Genomic DNA, 23,268 nt, shown 5'->3' with positions numbered 1-23,268 from the left:
CCTGAGCGAGAGAAGCACGATGAACCTGGAATATACTCCCGAAGAGGAAGCCTTCCGCGAGGAAGTGCGCGCGTTCCTGAAAGAGAAGCTGCCGCAGCGCCTTTCCGACAAGGTGCGTACTGGCAAACGCCTGACCAAGGCCGACATGGAGGAATGGCACGCCATCCTGAACGAGCAGGGCTGGCTGGCACCGCACTGGCCGGAGAAATATGGTGGCACCGACTGGTCGGTGATGCAGAAGTTCATCTTCGAGACCGAGTTGGCGCAGGCCCATGCCCCGCGCGTCGTCCCCTTCGGCCTTTCCATGCTCGCACCCGTGCTGATCAAGTACGGGACGCAGGAGCAGTGCGAGCATTACCTGCCGCGCATCCTGGATGGCACGGACTGGTGGTGCCAGGGTTATTCGGAACCCGGCGCAGGGTCGGACCTTGCCAGCCTGAAGACCAGCGCGGTGCGTGAAGGTGACCACTATATCGTCAACGGCCAGAAGACCTGGACGACGCTGGGCCAGCACGCGGACTGGATTTTCTGCCTGGTGCGCACCGATTCCAGCGGCAAGAAGCAGGAGGGCATCTCCTTCCTGCTGATCGACATGGACACGCCCGGTATCGAGGTGCGCCCGATCAAGCTGCTCGACGGTGACGAGGAAGTGAACGAGGTGTTCTTCACCGATGTGAAGGTGCCGGTCGAAAACCTCGTCGGGGAAGAGAACAAGGGCTGGACCTATGCCAAGTACCTGCTGACTTACGAGCGCACCAACATCGCCGGGATCGGCGCCAGCATGGCCGCGCTGGAGCAGTTGAAGGAAGTTGCGCGCACCACGAAGCGGGGCGGCAAGCCGCTGATCGAGGACCCGCTGTTCGCCCAGCGCCTGGCACGGCTGGAGATCGATCTCGAGAACATGAAGACCACCAATCTTCGCGTGCTGGATGCAGCGGGGAAGGGCGGCGCGCCGGTGGCGGAAAGCAGCATGCTGAAAATCCGCGGCACCGAGATACGGCAGGAAATCGGCGGGCTGATGCGCCGTGCGGCGGGTCGTTATGCGCAGCCGTTTGTGTCGGAGAGCCTTGACGAAGGCTATAACGGCGCGCCCGTCGGCCCCGAATGGACCGGCCCTGTCTCTTCCCAGTATTTCAACAACCGCAAGCTTTCGATCTTCGGCGGCTCCAACGAGGTGCAGCGCGAGATCATTACCAAGGCCATTCTGGAGCTGTAACGACCATGGATTTTGCAATCGGTGAAGATCGCCAGATGCTGGCCGACACGATGAAGCGCTTCTTCGCGAAGGAATTCGACTGGGAGAAGCGGCTGAAAGTGATCGAGACAGAGCACGGTTTCGACCGCGCGATGTGGGGCACCCTGGCCGAACTCGGCGTGCTGGGCGCGCTGTTTCCGGAGGATGCGGGCGGCTTTGGCGGCAGTGCCTTCGATATCGGCACGGTGTTCGGTGAAGTCGGGCGCGCCATCGCGACGGGGCCTTATCTCGGCACGCTGATGGCCGGGCGCCTGCTCGCCGCTACTGACGAAAGCGAGACGCTGGAAAGCGTGATCGCGGGCGAGAAGGTGCTGACCTTCGCGCATGAGCCTGCCTACGACGCAGAGAGCGGCGAAACCCGCGATGTCACGGCCAGCAAGTCGGGCGATGGCTGGGTCCTCGACGGGGCGAAGGGCGTGGTCGAATATATCGGCGCGGCGGACCTTATCGTGGTGACCGCGAGGGCGGACGATGGCGAGCGGGCGTTCCTTGTCGAAAGAGGCGGGAAAGGTGTCGAGGTCGTCGACTACAAGCTGGTGGACGGCGGATCGGGCGGCGAATTGCGCCTGTCGGCCGCTTCGGCGCGCGAACTTTCCGGCGTGACGGGCGAGACCATCGAAGCGGCCACGGCGGCGGGCGTGGTGGCGCTTTCCTGGGAAGGCGTTGCGGTGATGGACGAATTGCGCGACCAGACGCTGGAATACATGCGCACCCGCAAGCAGTTCGGGGTACCCATCGGCAAGTTCCAGGCATTGCAGCACCGCATGGCGACGCTGGCGCTGGAGATCGAGCAGGCCCGCTCTGCCGCGATCAACGCCGCGGCCCATTTCGACAAGCCCGAGCGGGATCGCTTCGGCGCGGCGGCGAAATATACCGTGGCGCGCGTCGGCAACCTGGCGGCAGAGGAAGCCATCCAGATCCACGGCGGCATCGGCATGACCTGGGAACTGCCGCTGTCGCACTTTGCCAAGCGCATGGTGATGCTGGGCCACGTGCTCGGCGACGAGGACGAGCACCTGGCGCGCTATATCGAGCTGATGCGGGCGGCCTGAGCGAGTTTCGCCCACCCCCTTGCAGCTAGCAGCGGGGTGGGCAGCCAGCCCTAGTAACCCTCCATCCGCGCCAGCCGGTCCGCATGGAAATCGGCATCGCCGTAAAGCTCCGCCAGCACGCGCTGGCGCTTCATGAAGAACCCTACATCGTATTCGTCGGTCATGCCGATTCCGCCGTGCATCTGCACCGCCTCGCGCACGGCAAGGCTGCTGGCCATGCCCGCCATCGCCTTGGCAACGGAGGCATCGCGGGTCGCGGTGTCGCTGCCGGTGTCGAGCGATTGCTGCGCCTTCAGCGTGGCGGCGCGGGCGACTTCCATCTCGGCATAGAGATGCGCGGCACGGTGCTGCAGTGCCTGGTAGCTGCCGATGATGCGGCCGAACTGCTTGCGCTGCTTGATATAGTCGAGCGTCATCGCGCTCGCTCCGCCTGCCACGCCCACCATCTCGGCAGAGGCACCCGTGCGCACGGCGGAAAGCACCCGGTCGAGCACGCGGCGCCCGTCGTCGATGTCGCCGATGACCATGCTGCCATCCACGTCCACGCCGTCCAGATCGATGCGCGTGGCAAGGCTGCTGTCGGCAAGGCGCTCTGCCCGTGCCGTGATGCCGGGGTGGGAGCGGGGAATGGCGAACAGCGTCACGCCGTCCTCGTCTGCGGTGGCACCGGATGTGCGCGCGGAAACGATCAGCAGATCGGCCTCGTGCCCGAACGGCACGAATTGCTTGGCACCCGTTAGCCGAAAGCCATTGCCCTGCCGCTCGGCCTTCAGCGCGACCCTTTGTGGGCGATGCCGCGCCGCTTCGTCCAGCGCCAGGGCGGCCACGGTCTCGCCTGCGACGATGCCGGGAAGCCATGCTTCCTTCAGTGTCGGATCGGCCAGCCGCAAGGCCTCCACCGCGCCCACGGCGGTGCCGATGAAGGGCGAGGGGGTGAGGTTGCGGCCGATTTCTTCCAGCACGATACCCGCCTCGACATGGCCCATGCCAAGGCCGCCATCGGCCTCGTCCACCAGCACGCCGGTAAAGCCCATTTCGCCGAATTCGCGCCACAGATCGCGGCTGAAACCCGCAGGGTCATCGGCATCGCGAAGCTGGCGCAGGTGAGAAACGGGCGCCCGGTCGGCCATGAACGGGGCGACGGTGTCGGCCAGCGTTTCCTGGTCTTCATCATGAAACAGCGGCATGTCAGCCCTCCGGCAGTTCGAGGATACGCTTGGCGATGATGTTGAGCTGGATCTCGCTCGTCCCGCCTTCGATGGAATTGGCCTTGGTGCGCAGCCACGCGCGTGCGGCCTTGCCCTCGCCGGAGCCTTCGCTCTCCCATTCCAGCGCGTCGCTGCCGCCTGCCGCCATCAGCAGTTCGTGGCGATCCTTGTTCAGTTCGGTGCCGTAGTATTTCATCATCGAGGGCTGGGCGGGATGGATCTTCCCGGCCTTGAGTTGGTCCATGAACCGCTCGCTCATGGCGGCGAAAGCGTGGCTGCGCACCTCGTGCATGGCGATCCGCGCGCGCAGCACCGGATCATCGAGCCGACCCTGTTCGTCCACGCCCAGTTTGCCCAGCGCATAATCGGGAAGCGAAGGCCCCTGGCTGCGCCCGCCCATGCCCGAGATCATCTCCCGCTCGTGACCCAGCAGGTACTTGGCGACGCTCCAGCCGTCGTTCACCTCGCCCAGCACCTGGTCCTTGGGCACTTTCACATCGTCGAAGAAGGTTTCGCAAAAGGGCGAGGCTCCGCTGATGAGGCGGATCGGCCTGGTCGAGACGCCTTCCGATTCCATGTCGAACAGCAGGAAGGTGATACCGCCCTGCTTCTGCGAGGTATCGGTGCGCGTCAGGCAGAAGATCCAGTCCGCCTCGTCGGCATAGCTGGTCCACACCTTCTGCCCGTTGACGAGGTAGTGATCGCCCTTGTCCTGCGCACTGGTGGCAAGGCTGGCGAGGTCGGAGCCGGCGTTCGGCTCGCTGTACCCCTGGCACCAGCGGATTTCGCCGCGAACGATCTTCGGCAGGTGGTCCTGCTTCTGTTCCTCGGTGCCGTATTTGAGCAAGGCCGGGCCGAGCATGGATATGCCGAAGCTCTGCAGGGGCACGCGGCATCCCAGCGCGGCCATCTCCTGTTTCAGCACCTTGGTCTCGGCAGGTGACAAGCCGCCGCCGCCGTATTCGGCGGGCCAGTCCGGCACGGTCCAGCCGCGCTCCGCCATCACCTCCAGCCACTGTTTCTGCGCGTCGCTGGAGAAGACAAAGTTTCGCCCGCCCCAGCACACGTCCTTCTCGCTGCGCATGGGTGTGCGCATTTCGGGCGGGCAGTTCGCTTCCAGCCAGGCGCGCGTTTCCTGGCGGAAGCTTTCGAGATCGTCAGCCCTTGCGGAATCAGCCATTGAACCGCTCGCCATTCGCCGCCTTGTCACGCAGCAGCTGGCTGGGCTCCATGCCATGCTTCTCCAAGCCCGCCAGCACGGTGTCGAGGCCGATCGTGTCGGCCCAGAACATCGGTCCGCCGGTGTAGGGCGGCCAGCCATAGCCGTTGATCCACACGGTATCGATGTCACTGGCGCGCTGGGCAATGCCCTCCTCAAGGATCAGCGCGCCTTCATTCACCATCGGGTAGAGCAGACGTTCGCGGATTTCCTCGTCAGTGATATCGCGCTGCTGCTTGCCCGATTGCGCGGCGAAATCGGCGATTACCGCGTCCACCTCTTCAGAAGGGGTGCGCTGGCGGTTCTCGTCGTAATCGTAGAAGCCCTTGCCGGTCTTCTGCCCGCGCCGCCCGCGTTCGCACAGCACTTCGCGCACGTTTGCGCTGCTGGTTGTGTCGGGATCCCAGCCGACATCCAGCCCCGCCAGATCGGCCATCTGGAACGGACCCATGGGGAAGCCGAAATCGGTCAGCACCTTGTCGACCTGCGCAGGGCGCGCGCCTTCCATCAGCAGGTCGCTCGCCTGTTCCTGCCGCTTGGCAAGCATGCGGTTGCCGATGAAGCCGTGACACACCCCCGATACCACGGCGACCTTGCCGATCTTTTTGGCCAGATCCATCGCGGTGGCCATCACCTGCGGGCTGGTCTTGTCGCCGCGCACCACTTCCAGCAGGCGCATGATGTTGGCGGGCGAGAAGAAGTGCAGGCCCACCACCTGTTCCGGCCGGGACGTGCAGGCGGCAATCTCGTTCACATCCAGATAGCTGGTGTTCGAGGCCATGATGGCATCGGGCTTGCAGATCGCATCCAGCTTGCCGAACACGTCCTTCTTGATGTCCATCAGTTCGAACACCGCCTCGATCACCAGGTCGCAGTCGGCGAAATCCTGGTAATCGAGCGAAGTGGTCAGGTGGCCCATCGCGCCCTCGACCTGCTCTGCGGTCATGCGGCCCTTGCGCGCGGTCGCCTCGTAATTCTTGCGGATGATGCCGACGCCGCGATCGAGCGCCTCCTGCTCGCGCTCCACCATGGTCACGTCGTAACCGGCAGAGAGGAAGTTCATGGCGATGCCGCCGCCCATCGTGCCCGCGCCGATGATGCCGACCTTGCGGATCGGCAGCGACTTCACATCCTTTGGCAGTCCGTCGATCTTGCTCGCCTGCCGCTCTGCAAAGAAAACATGGCGCAGCGCCTTCGACTGGTCTCCGTTGACCAGTTCCATGAAGAACTCGCGCTCTTTCGCGATGCCTTCCTCGTAAGGCAGCTCCGTCGCGAGCTTCACCGCTTCGATGCACTTCTGTGGCGCTTCCAGGCCTTTCAGACGGCGGCCATGCTTTTCGCGGAAAGCATCGAACACACCCGGATCGTGATCCTTGATCCTGTCCGTCCGCTGGCTGGATACGGGGTGATCGTCCCTGCCTGCAACTTCGCGGGCGAAGGCCATGGCTTCCTCGCGCAGCTTGTCCGGCTCCACGATCCTGTCGACCAGTCCGATGGCCTCTGCCTTCTTGGCGTTGATCGGGTTGCCGGTAACGATGATCGGCAGCGCCTCTTCCACGCCCACCACGCGCGGGAGGCGCTGTGTGCCGCCTGCGCCGGGAAGGATGCCGATCTTCACCTCGGGCAGGCCGATCTTTGTGGAAGGCACGGTGATGCGGTAGTTGCAACCCAGCGCGATCTCGCAGCCGCCGCCCAGCGCCGTGCCGTTCAGCGCGATGACCACCGGCTTTGCCAGGTTCTCTATGCTGTCGATCAGTTCGGGCAGGGTAGGATGGACGGGCGCGGAGCCGAATTCGGTGATGTCGGCCCCGCCAGAAAACATGCGCCCTTCCGCGCGGATGACGACAGCGCGAATGCCGTCATCCTGCGCTGCCGTGTCTACGGCCTCCGCCATCGCCTGGCGCACTTCGGTGGAGAACGCATTTACCGGCGGATTGTCGAGGGTGATGACGAGCACCTCGTCTTCGCGGGCCGTAGTGATCTTGGACATGATTTCTCCCGTTGTCTGTGATGTCGCCCAGCGGGCGAAACAGCCGCTGCGCGACTCTTTTGCAGCACCGCTCTATTGCATACCGTGTTTTCAGACAAGCGCGCTTAGAGGTGCTCGGCTTACCGACCGCTCCGGCCACCGTGGGCGGGGCGCACGGGGTTCACCAGCGGCGCGTGCGGGTTCACCAGGCGCGCATCGGGGTTCACCAAGTGCGCCACCGGGGTTTACCGGGGGTTCACCGGTAAACCCGGCGGGCGTGTGACGGGATGCGAGGTGGAAAGGCCGCCATCGGCTGCCAGCGCCTGTCCGTTGACGTAGCTTGCCTGCTCACTGGCGAGGAACAGGGCTACACTTGCTATCTCGCGGGGTTCACCACCCCTGCCCATGGGATTGAGCAGCCCGATGCGATCTTCCAGCCCCTTGGCCCGGGCATTCTCGTAGAGCGGCGCGGTCATTCCCGTCTCGATCAGTCCGGGGCAGACGGCATTGATCCGTACGCCTGTTCCGGCAAGCTGCTGCGCCGCCGTCTGCACGAGGTTGATGACCCCCGCCTTGGAAGCGGAGTAGGGCGCCGGCCCCGCGCCGGAGCGCAGTCCTGCTACGGATGCCGTGCACACGATGGCCCCACCACCAGCGGCCTGGATCGCGGGCGCGGCGTGCTTCACCGCCAGGAACGGGCCGACAAGGTTGACCCGCAGCACCGTCATCCAGTTTGCGGCATCGCTATCGAAATATCCGCCGCGCGCATTGCCGGTAATGCCCGCGTTGGCGAAGAAGATATGCAGCGCCCCGAATTCATCCTGAGCCCTTGCCACTGCGCCTGCAATGTCCGCTTCCTCCGCCGCGTCTCCGGTGTGGGCGATGGCCTCTCCGCCTGCATCACGGATGGCATCCGCCGTGGCGTGAACGGCATCGGCGCGGTCGAAGGCGAGCACCTTCGCGCCCTCGCTCGCGAACAGGATCGCGCTGGCTCTGCCGATGCCGGAAGCGGCCCCGGTAATGCAGGCGACCTTGCCGTGCAGCAGTCCCCTGCCGCTGGCGCTCACTGCCCGACACCGATGGTAACGCCGCCGTCGATCACCATCATCTGCCCGGTCATCCATGCGCCCGCATCGCTGGCGAGATAGACTGCGGCCCCGGCGATATCCTCCGGCTCGCCCAGACGCTTGAGCGGTGTCGCCTTCGCGGTGCGATCGTGCATCTTCGGGTCTTCCCACAGGGCGCGGGCGAAGTCGGTCTTCACCACGCCGGGGGCGATGGCATTGACGCGGATATTGTCCTTGCCCGCCTCTACCGCGTAGTTGCGCACAAGCTGGAAATCCGCGGCTTTCGAGATGTTATAGGCGCCGATCGTGGTCGAACCGCGCAGCCCCCCGATGGACGACACGACGATGATCGCGCCGCCGCCGCTTGCCCGCATGTCGGGCAGGGCAAGCTGCACCAGCCAGTGGTTGGACAGCACGTTGTTATCCAGGATCTTGCGGAACTGGTCATCGCTGATTCCGTCCAGCGATCCGTAATGGGGGTTGCTGGCCGCATTGCACACCAGCACGTCGATGGGGCCAAGCTGTTCGCGCGTCTGCTGCACCAGGTTTTCCAGCGCTGCCTTCTCGGAAATGCTGGCGGCAATGGCGACCGCGCGGCCCTGCCCATGTTTCGCGTTGATGGCTTCGGCCACTTCCTCACAGGCGTCCTGCTTGCGGCTGGAAATCACCACCCGCGCGCCATGGTCGGCCAGCGCTTCGGCAATGGCCCGGCCGATCCCGCGAGAGGATCCGGTAACGATCGCGACCTTGTCGGTGCAGTCGAACAGCGACATAGATTAACTCCTTGAATGAAAAGTGATTTCAGGCACCCGCCTGGCGGGCGAATTTCAGTGCCTGCGTGGCCAGTGGCTCCACCATGGCGGCCTTGGCATGGGCGTCCTTGCTCGACGCATTGCCGTCGATGATGCGCTTCTTGATGCCTTGCAGGATGCCGACGAGGCGGAAGAGGTTGTAGGCGAAATACCAGTTCATGTCGGGCACGCTGGCGCGTCCGGTGGCCTCGCAATAACGCTGCGTCACCTCTTCCAGCGAGGGAATGCCCAGCTCCTCCAGGTCGAGGCCGCCGAGCTGGGCGTTCTCTCCCGTGCGCGGCAGTGCCCAGTTCATCGCCAGGTAGGTGAAGTCCGCCAGCGGATCGCCCAGGGTCGACAGCTCCCAGTCGAGAACCGCGCGAACCTGCGGCCCATCGGGCGCGTAGATGAGATTGTCGATGCGGTAATCGCCGTGGATGATGCTGGTCCGCTCCTGCTGCGGCACGGTGGCGGGCAGGAATTCGATCAGCCGCTCCACCGCGGGCAATTCGTCGGTTTGCGATGCGCGGTACTGCTTGGTCCAGCGCCCTACCTGCCGCTCGAAATAGTTGCCCGGCGCGCCGTAATCGCCCAGCCCCGCCTGCTCGGGATCGACCGCGTGCAGGCGGGCGAGGGCGTCCACCATCGCGTGATAGATCGGCTCCCGCTCCTGCCGTTCACAACCGGGCAGCGCGCCATCCCAGAAGGTGCGCCCTTCCACCATGCCCATGATGTAGAAGGGCGAACCGATCACCCCCTCGTCCTCGCACAGGGCATGGGGCGCGGCGACCGGCACGCCCAGCGGGTGCAGCGCGCTGATCAACCGGAACTCCCGCTCCACCGCGTGGGCAGAGGGCAGGATCTTGCCAAAGGGCTTACGCCGCAGGACGTAATCCTTGTCGCCGAACTGCAATCGATAGGTGGGATTGGACTGCCCGCCGGGGAACTTCCTGATGAACCGCAGTGAACCACTTTCGTCGACGTGGTGAACCAGCCAGTCCTCCAAGTGAACCCCGTCAAGGTCCGCAAAGCGTTGCTCGTCGGTGTCCGTCGTCATGCTGCCTCTCCTCGCGTTTGAAGATACCATACGTTCGAAACACCGGTGGACACAACAGCAAACCGAGCATCCTTTTGCTTGGCCTTATGCTTCGTTTGCGGCATGAAAGAGTGATGGATAGCAAGACAGGCGGCTTGACCGGGGGGCGGGAGCGGTCCCCTCGAGGTGCTCGATACGAGCAGAAACGCGACGCGTTGCTGGATGCCGCGACCACGCTGATCAACGAACACGGGGCAAAGGCCACAACCTTGCAGGCGGTTTCGCACGCGGTCGAGTTGAGCACGACGAGCGTGACCTACTATTTCCCGCGCAAGGACGTGCTGGCCGCAGCCGTCTTCGAGCGCGCGATTGAGCGGCTGCGGGAGTTCGTGGACGAGGCTGCGAAGGAGCCCACCCCGCGCGAGCGGGTGTGCCGCCTGTTGGAACTGCATATCCGCCTGCGCGCCGACGTGATCCGCGGAACGGACGTTTCCATCGCCACGCTTTCCGAAGTGCGCACGCTGGACGATCCCATCCGCCTGCCGCTGCTGCGCCAGTATGTCGAACTGTTCAGGGCCACGCGGGCACTGTGGGGAGACTTCCCTGCCGACCAAAAGCCGCTGATGACGGCGCGCACCCACCTGTTGCAGGAAACGATATTCTGGATGCCGGTGTGGCTGGCGCGCTATCCGATTGACGAGTTTCCGCGCGTCCACCGGCAGCTGTTCGAGCTGTTCGATCTGGGGCTGGCCGTGCCCGGTGCCACGTGGTCTCCGGCAGATCTTCCGCGCTGCGCCGATGGGGAGCCGACGGCTGACGGAGAGAATGCAGCGCCCAATTTCCTTGGCGTTGCCACTCGTCTGATCAACGAAAGCGGATATCGCGGCGCCTCCGTCGTGCGGATCGTGGACGAGTTGAAGGTGACCAAGGGCAGTTTCTATCACCACCTCGATACCAAGGATGACCTCATCCTCGAATGTTTCCGCCGCAGCTTTCGCCGCATTTCCGCGGTGCAACGCGCCGCTGCCGAGAGCGGCGGCAGCCAGTGGGAGCGGCTGGAAGCAACGATGAACTACCTGATCGACCTCCAGTTCGAGGGCGATTTCCCGCTAACGCGAACATCCGCGCTGCAAGCCCTGCCCATCGATGTACGCACGGACCTGCTGGCGCGGTCCGACAGGACAGCGCTGCGCCTTGGCAACACGCTGGTGGAGGGTATGCAGGAAGGCTCGATCCGGCTGATCAATCCGCACCTTGCCAGCCAGACGATCACCGCGATGCTCAATTCCGCCTACGATCTGCGCAACTGGGCCATCGATATGGACCGCAAGGATGCCATCCGCATCTACGCTTCCTGCCTGACGCAGGGCATGTTCGTCGATCCTGCCAAAATACTCGGGCAGGCTTGATGCTGACAGACGAAGACAGGGCGCGGATCCTGCCTCTGGAAGGCGCGGGCAATTTCCGCGATTTCGGTGGTTACCCGGCCGGTGAAGGCCTGCGCGTAAAACGGGGCCTGCTGTTCCGATCCAACCGGCTGTCACGACTGACCGCGGGCGATATCGCCACGCTGGAAGCGACAGGTATCACGACCATCTTCGACCTGCGCGCCTCAAGAGAGCGCGAGGCGGATCCCACGGCATGGCAATCGCTCAAGCTTTCCGTTCACACCTGGCCGCCGGGGCACAAGCGGCGCCTGGTGGACATGGCCCAGGAATATCCGCCCGATGCGGAAGGTGCCCGCGCCTTGATGCAGGATTTCTACGCCCAGATGCCGCGCGTGATGAGCCATGCCTTTGCCGATATCATCAGGCGAATTGCCGCAGGCGCGGCGCCCTGCGTGATCCACTGTTCCGCGGGCAAGGATCGCACCGGCGTGGCGGTTGCACTGGTGCTGACCACGCTGGGCGTGCCGCGCGAGATCGTGCTCGACGATTACGCGATGACCGATCGTATCGCCGCGAGCGAAGACGATGTCGCCCGCTCGCTGTTTGTCGGGCGCGACGGCGGAGAGCGGGCGCACGATGCCATGCGCGCACGGTTTTCGCCCGAGGCCATCGCCATGATGCGCTCCGCCCGCCCGGGCCAGCTTGACGCTGCCCTTGCCGCTATCGACCGCAATTACGGGTCGTTCGACGCGTTTCTCGCCTCGATCGGCGTCGACCGGGACGTGGCGGCAATGCTGCGTGCCCGGCTACTCGAACCGGTCTGAACCACTTGGAGATACTGCAATGAAAGCCCTCTATTCCACCGCGCCCGGCGGCCCGGACACGCTTGAGCTGACCGAAATGGAGGCTCCGCAGCCCGGCAAGGGCGAACTCGCCGTGCGCGTGCTCGCCTGTGCCATCAATTATCCCGATGTGCTGATCATAGAGGACAAGTACCAGCTCCGCCCGCCACGCCCCTTCGCGCCTGGCGCGGAATTCGCAGGCGAGGTGATCGGGCTGGGCGAGGGCGTAGAGGGCTGGGCGGTCGGCGATCGCCTGATCGCGGTCAGGGCTTTTGGCGGACTGGCAGAGCAGGTGACGATCGATGCGGGGAGCGCCTTTCTCCTCCCCGCAGGGGCCGACCCGGTCGAAGGTTCGGCGCTGCTGATGACCTATGCCACCACCATCCACGCGCTGAAGGACCGGGGTGAACTGCGCGAGGGGCAGACGCTGCTGGTGCTGGGCGCGGCAGGCGGGGTGGGGCTGGCAGCCATCCAGATCGGTAAGGCGATGGGCGCGCGTGTCATCGCGGCGGTATCGAGCGAGGACAAGGCAGAGGCGGCGAAAGCGGCCGGCGCGGATGAGACGATGATCTATGGCCGCGCCCCGTTCGACAAGGATGCGAGCAAGGCGCTTGCCGCCTCGTTCAAGGAAGCCGTGGGGCCGGGCGGCGCGGATGTCATCTACGACCCCGTCGGCGGCGACTATTGCGAACCGGCCCTGCGCTCAATCGCCTGGGAAGGGCGCTACCTCGTCATCGGCTTTCCCGCAGGCATTCCCAAGCTGCCGCTTAACCTGACGCTGCTGAAAAGCTGCGACGTGCGCGGCGTGTTCTGGGGCGGCTTCGTGGCCCGCGATCCGCAGACCAATGCCGCCCACGTCAGGCAACTGCTCGACTGGTGGCAGGACGGCACGATCACCCCGCATATCGACTGCACGTTCCCGCTGGAGCAGGGCGGCGAGGCTATCCGGCGACTTGCCGAGCGCAAGGCGGTGGGCAAGGTCGTCGTTACGATGGCCTAGCATACTTGTTATTCGGCAATACGCCCCTGCAAGGGGTTTTTGTCCATTCCCTATTTTCGAAAAATTGCATCTACCCGTTGCCAGCGCTCCCGTGTTCGGGAAAGATGCACCCATCGAATCGCGCCAGGGAGAAAGCATGCGGAACCGTTTCACAGCCATGTTCGGGATTGAACATCCGGTCATGATGGGAGGCATGCAGTGGGTCGGGCGCGCGCCGCTGGTCGCCGCCGTGGCGGAAGCCGGTGCGCTGGGCGTGCTGACCGCGCTGACCCAGCCCACGCCGGAGGACCTGACGAAGGAAATCGCCGCCACCAGGGAGCGCACGGACAAGCCCTTCGGCGTGAACCTGACCATCCTGCCGACCATGAAGCCGCCGCCCTACGCCGAGTACCGGCAGGCCATTATCGAGGCGGGCATAACCATCGTCGAAACTGCCGGACACAAGCCGCAGGAGCATGTGGACGACTTCAAGGCGAACGGCGTGAAGGTCATCCACAAGTGCACCGCCGTGCGCCATGCCCTGTCGGCCCAGCGGATGGGGGTGGACGTCATTTCCATCGACGGCTTCGAATGCGCGGGCCATCCGGGGGAGGATGACATCGGCGGTCTGATCCTGATCCCGGCGGCAGCAGACGCGCTGGATATTCCGATCATTGCCAGCGGCGGCATTGCCGACGGGCGCGGGCTGGTCGCGGCGCTGGCCCTCGGGGCGGAAGGCGTGAACATGGGCACCCGCTTCCTCGCCACGCAGGAGTGCCAGATCCACACCAATGTGAAGGACAGGATCGTCGCCAGTTCGGAGCGCGATACCAATCTCATCTTCCGCAACCTGCACAACACCGCACGCGTGGGGAAAAACAGCGTGTCGGACGAGGTGGTGGACATCCTCTCGCGCCCGGAAGCCGAGTTCCAGGACGTGGCGCACCTCGTGGCAGGCGCACGTGGAAAGAACGTGATGGAGGAAGGCGATCTCGACGACGGCCTTTACTGGGCCGGCATGGCGCAGGGCCTGATCCACGACATTCCCACCGTTCGCGAACTGGTGGATCGCATCATGGCCGAGGCACACCAGATCAGCGGCGAGCGCTTGCCGGGCCTGCTGGCGTGACACACTCTGCGGAGGCCATCGTGGAAGGGGGAAACACGCTGACCGGCCCCTGGCGCAAACCGCGCCAGATGCTGAGCAAGCAGTCGGTTTCGGGCAGCGCCTCGATCCACGACGATACCACCGCGCAGCAGCTGAGATTCAGCGGCGGCACGATCGAGGGGCCGACGCACTTCTCGCAGTTCGAGCCATTGGCCGGGAGGCTGTTTGGCGAGGCGTGGCGGCGCACCGGCTGTATTTCCGTGCACTACCGCGCGCCCGTGTTCGAAGGGGAAGCGGTGCGTGCGCTTGCAACCCGATCGACCGAACTTGCCGATTATGCCGACATTCGCATGGAGAAGGGGGACGGCACCGAGGTGCTGACCGGCTCGCTCTCGGTGGGCGACGATCCCCCGCAAAGCGCCCTGCGCGCCCGGCTGGAGGGTCTCGAGCCGCTCGCGCAGCCGGTGCTGGTGGCCGATGTGCCGGTTGGAACGCGCACGTCCCGCGTGCCGGTAACGATGGACCGCGATATGCCGATGGGTGCGCTCTACCCCTTCAGCCTGGCGGACAAGCTGGCCGTCATTACCGAGGCTGCCGAGCGGTTCGCGCGCGAACTGCCTTTCGAGATGATCTCGGTCCTCGCCAACGCCAAGGCCGATGTGGAGCCTTTCGCCGTGCGCAGGCCCAGCATCGGCCTGTTCGCCGACCAGGAAATCCGCCTGCATGACGGCCCGCTGCGGGTTGGCGAGACCTACGAGGTAGAGCGCGAGGTGATCGCGCGAACCGGCAGCCGCAAGACCGAATCGCTGTGGACCGAATATCGTATCTACCGCGCGGGTACGGACGCCGTGGCGGCCACGATGCTGCTCAATCTCGCCTCCCTGAAGGGGAGCTATCCCGCCTACGAGGCCGAGGCACAGGCACTTTACGGAGACGAATTCGATGGCTGACTTCCACACGCTCGATCTGGAAATCGATAACGGGCTGGCCGTGGCGACCTTCAACCGGCCAGACCAGATGAACACCTTCAATCCGGCGATGATAGCCGACCTGCTGGCCTTGTTCGACCTTACCGATGCCGACGACGCGGTGCGCGCGGTGGTCATCACCGGATCGGGCCGTGCCTTCTGTGCCGGTGCGGATCTTGGCGGGGGCGGCGATACCTTCGATTACGACAAGCGCGGGCGTGCAGACGACATCGGCGGGGCAGACCGCGATGGTGGCGGCATGGTGACCCTGCGCATCTTCCGCAGCCTGAAACCCGTCATCGCCGCATCCAACGGTGCGGCGGTGGGTATCGGTGCCACCATGCAGCTGGCGATGGACTGGCGCATGGCCGCAGAGGATTCGCGCTACGGCTTCGTCTTCTCCCGCCGGGGGGTGACTCCGGAAGCGTGCTCGGGCTGGTTCCTGCCGCGGCTGGTGGGGATGCCCAAGGCTCTCGACTGGACCTATTCTGGCCGTGTCTTCGGCGCGGCGGAGGCGCTGGACGCGGGCCTTGTGCAATCGCTCCACCCCGCTGCCGATCTGCTTGATGCAGCGAAGGAGAAGGCGCTGGAAATGACTGCATCGTCCGCCCCGGTCTCCGTCGCGCTGGCGCGGCAACTGATGTGGCAGGGCCAGACGATGGCGCACCCGATGGACATGCACCGTGTCGACAGCCGCGTGTTTGCCGCGCGGGGCCGGTCAGCCGACGTGCGCGAGGGCGTGACCGCCTTTAGGGAAAAGCGCGAAGCCACCTATCCCGACACGGTGCCCGAAGGACTGCCGGACATGGATTGGGCCGCGGAACCGCGCTTCAAATGATATCGATTCGATCCGGAATGCCGCGTCCCCTTCCATCTCTCGGGACAGGCATATCCGGGCGGACGGGGGCCGGGACGCAAGACCCGGCCCTTTGTCACTCACCGGGACGAGGAAACCACGCATGACCCAAGCTGCCGCACCACCAGTCGACGCGCCCCGGCGCGTCCTGCCGGCGAATGCCAATCTCGTGCTGGCGATGCTGCTGCTGGTCTACATCTTCAATTTCCTCGACCGGATGATGCTGTCGATCCTGGCAGCTCCCATCCAGGCCGATCTCGGCTTGTCGGACAGCCAGATGGGTCTGCTGGGCGGACTGGCTTTTGCCGCGCTCTACTCGACGCTGGCCGTGCCCCTGTCCGCGGTGGCGGACCGTACCAGTCGCAGCTGGGTCATCACCATCGCGCTAATATTCTGGAGCGGGTTCACCGCGCTGTGCGGCATGGCGCAGAGCTTCTGGCACATATTCCTTGCCCGTGTGGGGGTGGGCATCGGCGAGGCGGGCGGCGTTGCGCCGAGCTATGCCATTATCGGCGACTACTTCCCGCCGCGCCGCCGCGCCACGGCGCTGGCCATCTATTCGCTGGGCATACCCATCGGCAGCGCCATCGGTGTCATGGCCGGGGGGTGGATCGCCTCCACCGTGGACTGGCGCGTTGCCTTCTTCGTCATGGGAGGCCTTGGCATCGTGATCGCACCCCTGTTCAAACTGGTGGTGAAGGACGTGCCCAGACAGGATGACGCAGATACCGTGGCCCGGCCCCGGCAATCGGCTTGGACGGTGTTCCGGATCCTGGCAAAAAAGCCGTCATTCTGGTTCATGGCCTTCGGCGCGGCATTCAGTTCCATGCTGGGCTACGGCATCGGTTTCTGGAAACCCAGTTTCCTCCTGCGCAGCTTCGATATCGACCTGTGGGGCGCTGCCCTCTTTATCGGCGGGGTGCTGCTGATAGGCGGGGTGAGCGGGATGCTGGCAGGCGGGGCGCTGGCAGACCGGCTGGGTTCGAACAGGAAATGGTATCCGCGCCTGCCTGCCATCGCCTTTATCGCCGGTGCGCCGATCTACGCCGCGGGCGTGCTGACCGACAGCCTGCTGATGGCTTTCATCCTGTTCCTGATTCCCCAGGGGTTGGCCTATGTCTGGCTTGGCCCGGTGCTGACCGCCATCCAGCACCTTGTGGAACCGCGGGCGCGAGCAACGGCTTCCGCGCTTTTCCTGCTGATCAACAACCTGATCGGACTGGGCGGCGGAATCTATGTCCTTGGCCTCATCTCGGATTTCTACGCGCCGATTTACGGCGATGAATCGCTGCGCGCGTCGATCCTGACGGTAATGCCGCTTTACCTGGTGGCCGGAGTGCTGATGCTGCTGGCAACCCGCACCATCACCCGCGACTGGGTGGAGGAGCACTAGACGCGCCCCAAACGGGACTGGCTTTCCGATCAGTCCCGCAGGTTGATCAGCGAATCCAACAGCCCGTCATCCGCGCTGGAGCAGACGCCCAGCACTACGGCTTCGTCGCAGCCTTCTGCCGTCACGTAGGCGTGCCCCATGGTCGAATCGAGGTAGATGCCTTCCCCTGCCTCGAGCGTTACCGGGTCATAATACTCGGAAATGACCTCGATCTTTCCTTCCATCACGTAGATGAATTCCTCTCCGTGATGGCGGACGAGATCGCCGAACTCGCTGGCGCTGCGGGCGCGGATGCGGGTGACGATCGGGATCATGCGTTTCTTGCGCAGATCGGTGCAGAGGTAGTGATAGTCGTAGTTGTCGGTCGTCACCTGCACCGCGTTTTCCATCGTGGCGATGCTGCGGCGCGCGGTCACTGGAGGTGCGTTGTCCTCGCTATCCTCGGCGAACAGGTCCGACATGCGGATCTCCAGCCGCCGACTGACCTGTTGCAGCTTGTCATAGGTGAGCGTGAGACGGTCGTGTTCCACCTTGGAAAGGGTCGAGACCGGGATTCCCGATTTCGCGCTCATCTGCTTGAGCGTCCAACCCTTGCGCTTGCGGATGTCGCGCATGACCCGCCCCAGCGTAGGGGACGAAGACGTCACGGCGACCACCCCGACACTTGGATTGACAATTTTCTAATCAGGATCATTATGTCCCCATGACGCCAAAACAGCGGTGGTCATCCTATTAGCACTATCCGCCGGCTGCAAGCAGCTCGCCAAGTAAATCAGGGAATCGTGATGCGCCTGACCAGAAAACTAGCCGCCCTTGCCGCCTTGCTCGCGTTCGGATCGCTCGCTGCGCAGGGGCAGGTGCCGCAGAACCCGGCACCGGCCGAGGTGGACATCCTCGCCCCCGTCGAAAGCGGCGGAGCCGCAGGGGCTGAGCCGGATGGAGCGGTCGCGCTGGACCGCGCCGATGTCGAGGCCTGGCTGGACGGGTTCATGCCCTATGCGCTGGCGACGGGGGAAATTGCCGGTGCCGTGGTGGTCGTCGTCGAGGGCGATTCCACCGTTCTTCAGAAAGGCTACGGCTTTGCCGATGTCGCAGCGCGCGAGCCGGTCGATCCCGAGACGACCCTGTTCCGCCCGGGCTCGGTTTCCAAGCTGTTCACCTGGACCGCCGTCATGCAGCAGGTGGAAGAGGGCAAGATCGACCTGGACGCCGACGTGAACGAGTATCTCGACTTCACGATACCGCCCTACGAAGGCCAGCCGATCACGATGCGCCAGATCATGACGCATACCGCGGGCTTCGAGGAAGCGGTACGCAACCTCATCAGCAGCGATCCTGAGGCCGTGATGACCATGGCCGACTACACGCAGGAATCCCTGCCTGCCCGCGTATTCGCGCCGGGCTCCACACCTGCCTATTCGAACTATGCCACCGCACTTGCGGGCCGCATCGTCGAACGCACCAGCGGCATGGATTTCGACGATTACATCGATCAGCGGATATTCGCCCCGCTGGGTATGGAATATGCGACTTTCCGCCAGCCGCTGCCCGAGCGGCTGCAGCCGCTGATGTCGAAAGGGTATGCCACGGTTACCGGGGATGCGGAGCCGTTCGAGATCGTGATTCCCGCACCGGCCGGCAGCCTGTCGGCCAGCGGCGCGGCGATGGCGGAATTCATGAAGGCGCACCTTGCCGATGGCGGGCCGCTGCTGAAACCCGAGACCGCCCGAATGATGCACGATTACCGTGCACCGGGGGTCGGGCCGCTCAACACCATGGCGCTGGGGTTCTACGAACAGTGGATCAACGGCAACCGCGCCATCGCCCATGCAGGCGACACGGGATATTTCCACACCAACCTGGTGCTGTTTCCGGACAGCGACCTCGGCATCTACATCTCCGTGAACAGCGCCGGCACGGGCGGCGCCCCGCAGGCCATTCGCAGCGCACTGGTGCAGCAATTCGCCAGCCGATACATGCCGAACGAGACCGACTACACGCCGATCGATCCCGAAACGTCGCGTCAGCACGCGCAGATGATGGCGGGCAACTATACGATGAGCCGCGGGTCGTTCACCAATTTCATGAGTGTCTTCAGCCTGCTCAGCCCCGCCGAAGTCTCGGTAGGGGAGAACGGGCAACTGCTGTTCCCGGCGCTTGACGGCCTTTCCGCAGGCCCGCGCGACTGGGTGGAGGTGGAGCCGTTCGTCTGGCGTGACCGGAACACGGGCGAGCGACTTGCCGCCCAGGTGGAAGACGGTGAGGTCGTGCGTTTCAGCATCGACACCGTATCGCCTTTCACCGTGATGGAGCCCGTGCCTTTCGGGGCCGATCCCGGCTGGTTGTTTCCGGCCTTCATTTTCGCCCTGGCCGTCGTCCTGCTGGCGGCGCTGGCGTGGCCGGTCCGTGCACTGGTGCGGCGCCACTACAAGGCCGGGTTCGCCCTTACCGGGCGGTCCCTGACGGCCTATCGCCTGACGCGGACCTTCTGCTGGCTGGTGCTGCTGGCACTCGCGGGCTGGGTCTCGGTGGTGATGGCTTTCTCCGCCGATATCGGCTCGCTCAACGGCAGCCTCGACTGGCTGCTGCAAACGCTCCGCGTGCTTACGCCCGTGGCGACGATCGGGCTGCTGGCTCTCGCCATCTGGCACCTGTGGAACTGTTTTACGGACGGGCGCCGCTGGACGATGAAGCTGGGCGCGGTCCTGCTGGTCCTTGCGGCCCTCGTCCTCGCGTGGATCACGGTGCGCTTCAACCTATACGGCTTCGGCCTGGTCTTCTGATGGGAAGGTCGGGCGAAGGTCGCCTGTCGCTTGAATTGCGGCTGGAGCAATTTCCCTACGTGCGGCCGTTCCGGATTTCCGGCCACGTGTTCGAGGCAACCACGGTGCTGGTGGCAGAGCTTTCGGATGGCCGACACCTGGGCAAGGGGGAGGGGGCAGGGGTCTACTACCTGGGCGACGATGCCGATCACATGCTGGCGGAGGCCGAACGCGTCCGCCCGCTGATCGCAGAGGGTGTGACGCGCCAGGATCTGCAGGATGTCCTGCCACCCGGCGGTGCCCGCAATGCAATCGACTGCGCGTTCTGGGACCTGGAGGCCAAGCAGTCGGGCACGCCTGTCTGGCAACTGGCGGAATTGCCGCAGCCCGGGCCACTGCGCTCAACCATCACGATCGGCGCTGATGAACCGGCGGTAATGGCGCAGGCGGCGATGCGACTGGATCCCCAGGCGCCGGTAAAGCTCAAGCTGACGGGCGAACCGCAGCTAGACGCCGAAAGGCTCGCCGCAGTTCGGCAAGCCAGACCGGACGCATGGATCGGGGTCGACGCCAACCAAGGGTACGACTTGGCTTCACTGCAGGAAATCCTCCCCACCATCGTTGGCCTCGGCATAGCCTTGCTGGAGCAGCCGCTACCGCGGGGATGCGAGGCCGATCTCGACGGTTTGGACCGGCCCCTGCCTCTCGCGGCGGACGAAAGCGCGGTGACCCTGCCCGATACGGAAGCGCTGGCGGGCCGGTTCGACGTGGTCAACATCAAGCTCGACAAGTGCGGTGGCCTGACCGAAGGGCTGGCGATCGCACGCCGCGCCCGTGCGCTCGGCCTCCGGGTGATGGTCGGCAACATGATGGGCACCAGCCTGTCGATGGCACCGTCCTATCTGCTGGGGCAGTTGTGCGACATCGTGGACCTCGACGGACCCACGTTCCTCCAGCGCGACCGCACACCCGGCGTGGCCTACGCCGACGGCAAGATTACCGCGCCACAGGACATTTGGGGCTGGCCGTAGAACAAAAATCCTGAACAGGTTGACAATTTTCTGATTAGGACAATAGTCGTCACATTACGGTTCACGCGTCGTGGCCGGGGACCATCTGAATAACAGGCCCTGAGAGCGACCAGATCGAGGGAACAGTCCATGAGGGTAAAAACCGCCATTCTCATTTCCGCCACGATGATGGCGATCGCCGTGCCGAGCCATGCGCAGGACGCACCATCATCGGCAGGTGAGCCGATCATCGTCACTGCGCAAAAGCGTTCGCAGACGCTGATCGAGGTGCCCCAGTCGATTACCGTGGTGGATGGCAGCCTGCTGGAAGACCAGCATGCCGACAGTTTCCAGGATTACCTGGTCAACGTTCCCGGGCTGCAGCTAGACCAGAGCCGCGCCGGACAGGGCCGCCTGATCATCCGCGGCGTCAACACCGAAGGGGTCGCCTCCACCGTAGGCGTTTATGTCGATGAAACGCCGTTCGGATCGAGCAGCGGCCTCGTCAACGGCGCTGTCTTGGCCGGCGATTTCGACACGTTCGACATCGAACGGATCGAGGTTCTGCGCGGCCCGCAGGGGACATTCTATGGCGCAAGTTCGCTCAGCGGCGTGCTGAAATTCGTCACCAACACCCCGTCCACCGCCGGTGTCGAGGCACGCGGACGGGTCGGGCTGGAAACCACCGATGGCGGAGAGATGAGCTATTACGGCAACGCCGTGGTTAACCTGCCGCTTTCCGACATGGCGGCTTTCCGTGCATCGGGCGTCTATCGTGACACCGGCGGTTTTATCGATTCCATCGGCACCGCCGGGTCGGATGTCGAGGAGAACATCAACGACAGCAAGTCCTATGGCGGCCGGGCCTCCTTGCTACTCATGCCGACCGAGGCGATCGACCTGCGCCTTACCGCCATCGTGCAGAACATCCGTGCCGATGCCCCGTCGCTGGTGCTGGCCGATCCCGACACGCTGGAAATCCTGCCGGACGGGCTGACGCAGGCGCAATACACGCCCAGCTTCAGCGACCTCGACTACCGCGTCTACAACGCCACCGGCGATTTCGACCTGGGCTTCGGCACGCTGACGTCCTCCACCAGCTATTCCACGCAAAAGCAGGATTTGCGCACCGATTACACCTTCGCGCTGGGCGGCCTGATCGAGGCGGTTCTCGGCGTGCCCAATGATTTCTTCCAGGACCAGAGCACCGATTCCGAGAAGTTCACGCAGGAACTGCGCCTCGCCGGCTCGGCCTCGATGGTGGATTGGCTGATCGGTGCCTATTACACCGAGGAAGACGGCCTGATCCAGCAGGACTTCGTCGTCGCCTCCCCCGGCACCGTGACACCGATCGACGGGCTTCCCGCAACGGGCTTTGCCGAGGTCGTATCCGATTACCGAGAGATCGCCGCCTTCGCCAACGTCACGCTGCACATCGGTGAGCGTTTCGATATCGATATCGGCGGCCGCTACAGCGATAACGAGCAGTCCGCCACGCAAACGACGGACGGCATCCTGGCAGGGGGTTTTGCCGAGTTTCCGACTTACGAATCCTCAGAAGACGTCTTCACCTATTCGGTCGCGCCGCGCTTCGAGCTTAGCCCCGATGCCTCGATCTTCGCCCGCGTTGCCAAGGGCTTCCGCCCCGGCGGACCGAACGTTCTTCCCCCGGGCGCTCCTGCCGAATTTGCCACTTACGGTTCAGATTCGGTCGTCAGCTACGAAGTCGGCTTCAAGGCGCAGACGCCGGATCGCGGCCTCAGCTTCGACGTGGCGGCGTTCTATATCGACTGGGATGACATCCAGCTCCTCGCGATCCAGGATGGCTTCGGCTTCAACGCCAACGGCGGCAGCGCGCGCAGCAAGGGCATCGAATTCGCGGCCACCGCTCAGCCAGTGGGGGGATTGAGCCTTACCGTGAACGGCGCCTACACCGATGCCGAACTCACCGCCGACACACAGATCGGTGGTTTCGACGGCGACAGGCTGCCTTTCACCCCTGAATTCAGCGCGGCCCTGATCGCCGATTACAACTGGGAGGTTTCGAGCGGGGTGGAGGCGAGCGTGGGCGGTTCGCTGCGGCACGTCTCGGAACAGTCAGCCAGCTTCGATGAAGCGTTCCGCACCGCGAACGGCCGCCAGCGCCTTGTCGACGGCTACGACGTCGTGGACCTGCGGGCTGGCGTGGACTTCGGACAGGTGGCACTGGATTTCTATGTGAAGAACCTCGGCAACAGCCAAGGTCGCACCTCGACCACCGCAATCGACGTGTTCGGCGGCTTCCCGCTCTATCCGGGTGGCGCGATCGCCACAGGGGTGCTGCGCCCGCGCACCTTCGGTGTGTCGCTGACCGCCGGGATCTAGC

At 64.5% G+C, this 23,268-nt stretch carries 19 protein-coding genes; 12 read left to right on the top strand and 7 right to left on the bottom strand.

The window, feature by feature from the left end; all coding sequences use genetic code 11:
* Positions 1 to 19: 19 nt before the first annotated feature.
* Complete coding sequence (locus tag D2V07_RS11970; RefSeq protein ID WP_119587241.1) at positions 20 to 1,216, top strand: acyl-CoA dehydrogenase family protein; 1,197 nt, start codon at positions 20 to 22, stop codon at positions 1,214 to 1,216.
* Positions 1,217 to 1,221: 5 nt separating this feature from the next.
* On the top strand, positions 1,222 to 2,307 hold the full coding sequence (locus D2V07_RS11965) for an acyl-CoA dehydrogenase family protein (RefSeq protein ID WP_119587240.1): 1,086 nt from the start codon (positions 1,222 to 1,224) through the stop codon (positions 2,305 to 2,307).
* A 50-nt stretch (positions 2,308 to 2,357) separates the two neighbouring features.
* Here D2V07_RS11965 and D2V07_RS11960 read toward each other — a convergent pair whose 3' ends face one another.
* The 6 genes from D2V07_RS11960 to D2V07_RS11935 all read right to left on the bottom strand — a co-directional run bounded on the left by D2V07_RS11960 (position 2,358) and on the right by D2V07_RS11935 (position 9,618).
* Positions 2,358 to 3,494: an acyl-CoA dehydrogenase family protein gene (locus tag D2V07_RS11960; protein ID WP_119587239.1), complete on the bottom strand. Its 1,137-nt coding sequence runs from the start codon at positions 3,492 to 3,494 to the stop codon at positions 2,358 to 2,360.
* 1 nt (position 3,495) lies between these two features.
* A complete protein-coding gene (locus tag D2V07_RS11955) occupies positions 3,496 to 4,695 on the bottom strand; it encodes an acyl-CoA dehydrogenase family protein (protein WP_119587238.1) in 1,200 nt (399 codons plus the stop codon).
* Positions 4,688 to 6,724: a 3-hydroxyacyl-CoA dehydrogenase NAD-binding domain-containing protein gene (locus D2V07_RS11950; RefSeq protein WP_233548380.1), complete on the bottom strand. Its 2,037-nt coding sequence runs from the start codon at positions 6,722 to 6,724 to the stop codon at positions 4,688 to 4,690. Before D2V07_RS11950 ends, D2V07_RS11955 begins: the two co-directional genes overlap by 8 nt.
* A 224-nt stretch (positions 6,725 to 6,948) precedes the next feature.
* Positions 6,949 to 7,770 carry an SDR family NAD(P)-dependent oxidoreductase gene (locus tag D2V07_RS11945; protein WP_233548379.1) on the bottom strand — a complete coding sequence of 274 codons (822 nt, stop codon included), beginning with the start codon at positions 7,768 to 7,770 and terminating at the stop codon, positions 6,949 to 6,951.
* On the bottom strand, positions 7,767 to 8,543 hold the full coding sequence (locus tag D2V07_RS11940; RefSeq protein WP_119587235.1) for an SDR family oxidoreductase: 777 nt from the start codon (positions 8,541 to 8,543) through the stop codon (positions 7,767 to 7,769). Before D2V07_RS11940 ends, D2V07_RS11945 begins: the two co-directional genes overlap by 4 nt.
* A 28-nt stretch (positions 8,544 to 8,571) precedes the next feature.
* A complete protein-coding gene (locus tag D2V07_RS11935; RefSeq protein ID WP_119587234.1) occupies positions 8,572 to 9,618 on the bottom strand; it encodes a phosphotransferase family protein in 1,047 nt (348 codons plus the stop codon).
* A 113-nt stretch (positions 9,619 to 9,731) separates the two neighbouring features.
* Between D2V07_RS11935 and D2V07_RS11930 the strand changes: the two genes are divergently transcribed.
* The 7 genes from D2V07_RS11930 (at position 9,732) to D2V07_RS11900 (ending at position 17,131) form a co-directional block, all read left to right on the top strand.
* Positions 9,732 to 11,006 carry a TetR/AcrR family transcriptional regulator gene (locus D2V07_RS11930; protein ID WP_158586825.1) on the top strand — a complete coding sequence of 425 codons (1,275 nt, stop codon included), beginning with the start codon at positions 9,732 to 9,734 and terminating at the stop codon, positions 11,004 to 11,006.
* Positions 11,006 to 11,809 (top strand): tyrosine-protein phosphatase, encoded by an 804-nt coding sequence (locus D2V07_RS11925; protein WP_158586824.1) that lies wholly within the window; start codon positions 11,006 to 11,008, stop codon positions 11,807 to 11,809. Before D2V07_RS11930 ends, D2V07_RS11925 begins: the two co-directional genes overlap by 1 nt.
* 19 nt (positions 11,810 to 11,828) lie before the next feature.
* On the top strand, positions 11,829 to 12,827 hold the full coding sequence (locus tag D2V07_RS11920) for an NADPH:quinone oxidoreductase family protein (RefSeq protein WP_119587232.1): 999 nt from the start codon (positions 11,829 to 11,831) through the stop codon (positions 12,825 to 12,827).
* Between the two features lie 136 nt (positions 12,828 to 12,963).
* Positions 12,964 to 13,935 (top strand): NAD(P)H-dependent flavin oxidoreductase, encoded by a 972-nt coding sequence (locus tag D2V07_RS11915; protein WP_119587436.1) that lies wholly within the window; start codon positions 12,964 to 12,966, stop codon positions 13,933 to 13,935.
* On the top strand, positions 13,932 to 14,864 hold the full coding sequence (locus D2V07_RS11910) for a hypothetical protein (protein WP_119587231.1): 933 nt from the start codon (positions 13,932 to 13,934) through the stop codon (positions 14,862 to 14,864). The genes D2V07_RS11915 and D2V07_RS11910 overlap by 4 nt, the downstream gene beginning before the upstream one ends.
* The gene (locus tag D2V07_RS11905) at positions 14,857 to 15,720 is read left to right on the top strand and encodes an enoyl-CoA hydratase-related protein (RefSeq protein WP_119587230.1); all 864 of its coding nucleotides are present in this window, start codon (positions 14,857 to 14,859) and stop codon (positions 15,718 to 15,720) included. The genes D2V07_RS11910 and D2V07_RS11905 overlap by 8 nt, the downstream gene beginning before the upstream one ends.
* A gap of 121 nt (positions 15,721 to 15,841) precedes the next feature.
* Positions 15,842 to 17,131 carry a spinster family MFS transporter gene (locus tag D2V07_RS11900; RefSeq protein WP_119587229.1) on the top strand — a complete coding sequence of 430 codons (1,290 nt, stop codon included), beginning with the start codon at positions 15,842 to 15,844 and terminating at the stop codon, positions 17,129 to 17,131.
* 29 nt (positions 17,132 to 17,160) lie between these two features.
* On the opposite strand, the gene D2V07_RS11895 is transcribed toward D2V07_RS11900, so the two are convergent.
* Positions 17,161 to 17,778 (bottom strand): helix-turn-helix domain-containing protein, encoded by a 618-nt coding sequence (locus D2V07_RS11895; RefSeq protein WP_233548378.1) that lies wholly within the window; start codon positions 17,776 to 17,778, stop codon positions 17,161 to 17,163.
* Positions 17,779 to 17,916: 138 nt separating this feature from the next.
* Between D2V07_RS11895 and D2V07_RS11890 the strand changes: the two genes are divergently transcribed.
* The 3 genes from D2V07_RS11890 to D2V07_RS11880 all read left to right on the top strand — a co-directional run bounded on the left by D2V07_RS11890 (position 17,917) and on the right by D2V07_RS11880 (position 23,267).
* The gene (locus D2V07_RS11890; RefSeq protein ID WP_119587227.1) at positions 17,917 to 19,914 is read left to right on the top strand and encodes a serine hydrolase domain-containing protein; all 1,998 of its coding nucleotides are present in this window, start codon (positions 17,917 to 17,919) and stop codon (positions 19,912 to 19,914) included.
* The gene (locus tag D2V07_RS11885) at positions 19,914 to 20,924 is read left to right on the top strand and encodes a dipeptide epimerase (protein ID WP_119587226.1); all 1,011 of its coding nucleotides are present in this window, start codon (positions 19,914 to 19,916) and stop codon (positions 20,922 to 20,924) included. Before D2V07_RS11890 ends, D2V07_RS11885 begins: the two co-directional genes overlap by 1 nt.
* A 129-nt stretch (positions 20,925 to 21,053) precedes the next feature.
* Positions 21,054 to 23,267: a TonB-dependent receptor gene (locus tag D2V07_RS11880; RefSeq protein ID WP_119587225.1), complete on the top strand. Its 2,214-nt coding sequence runs from the start codon at positions 21,054 to 21,056 to the stop codon at positions 23,265 to 23,267.
* Position 23,268: the final 1 nt, after the last annotated feature.

This window comes from Aurantiacibacter zhengii (assembly GCF_003584125.1).
In the GTDB taxonomy this organism is placed as follows: Bacteria; Pseudomonadota; Alphaproteobacteria; order Sphingomonadales; family Sphingomonadaceae; genus Alteraurantiacibacter; species Alteraurantiacibacter zhengii.
Note: the sequence above shows the minus strand (reverse complement) of the source record. Positions and strands in the feature narration are given on the sequence as shown.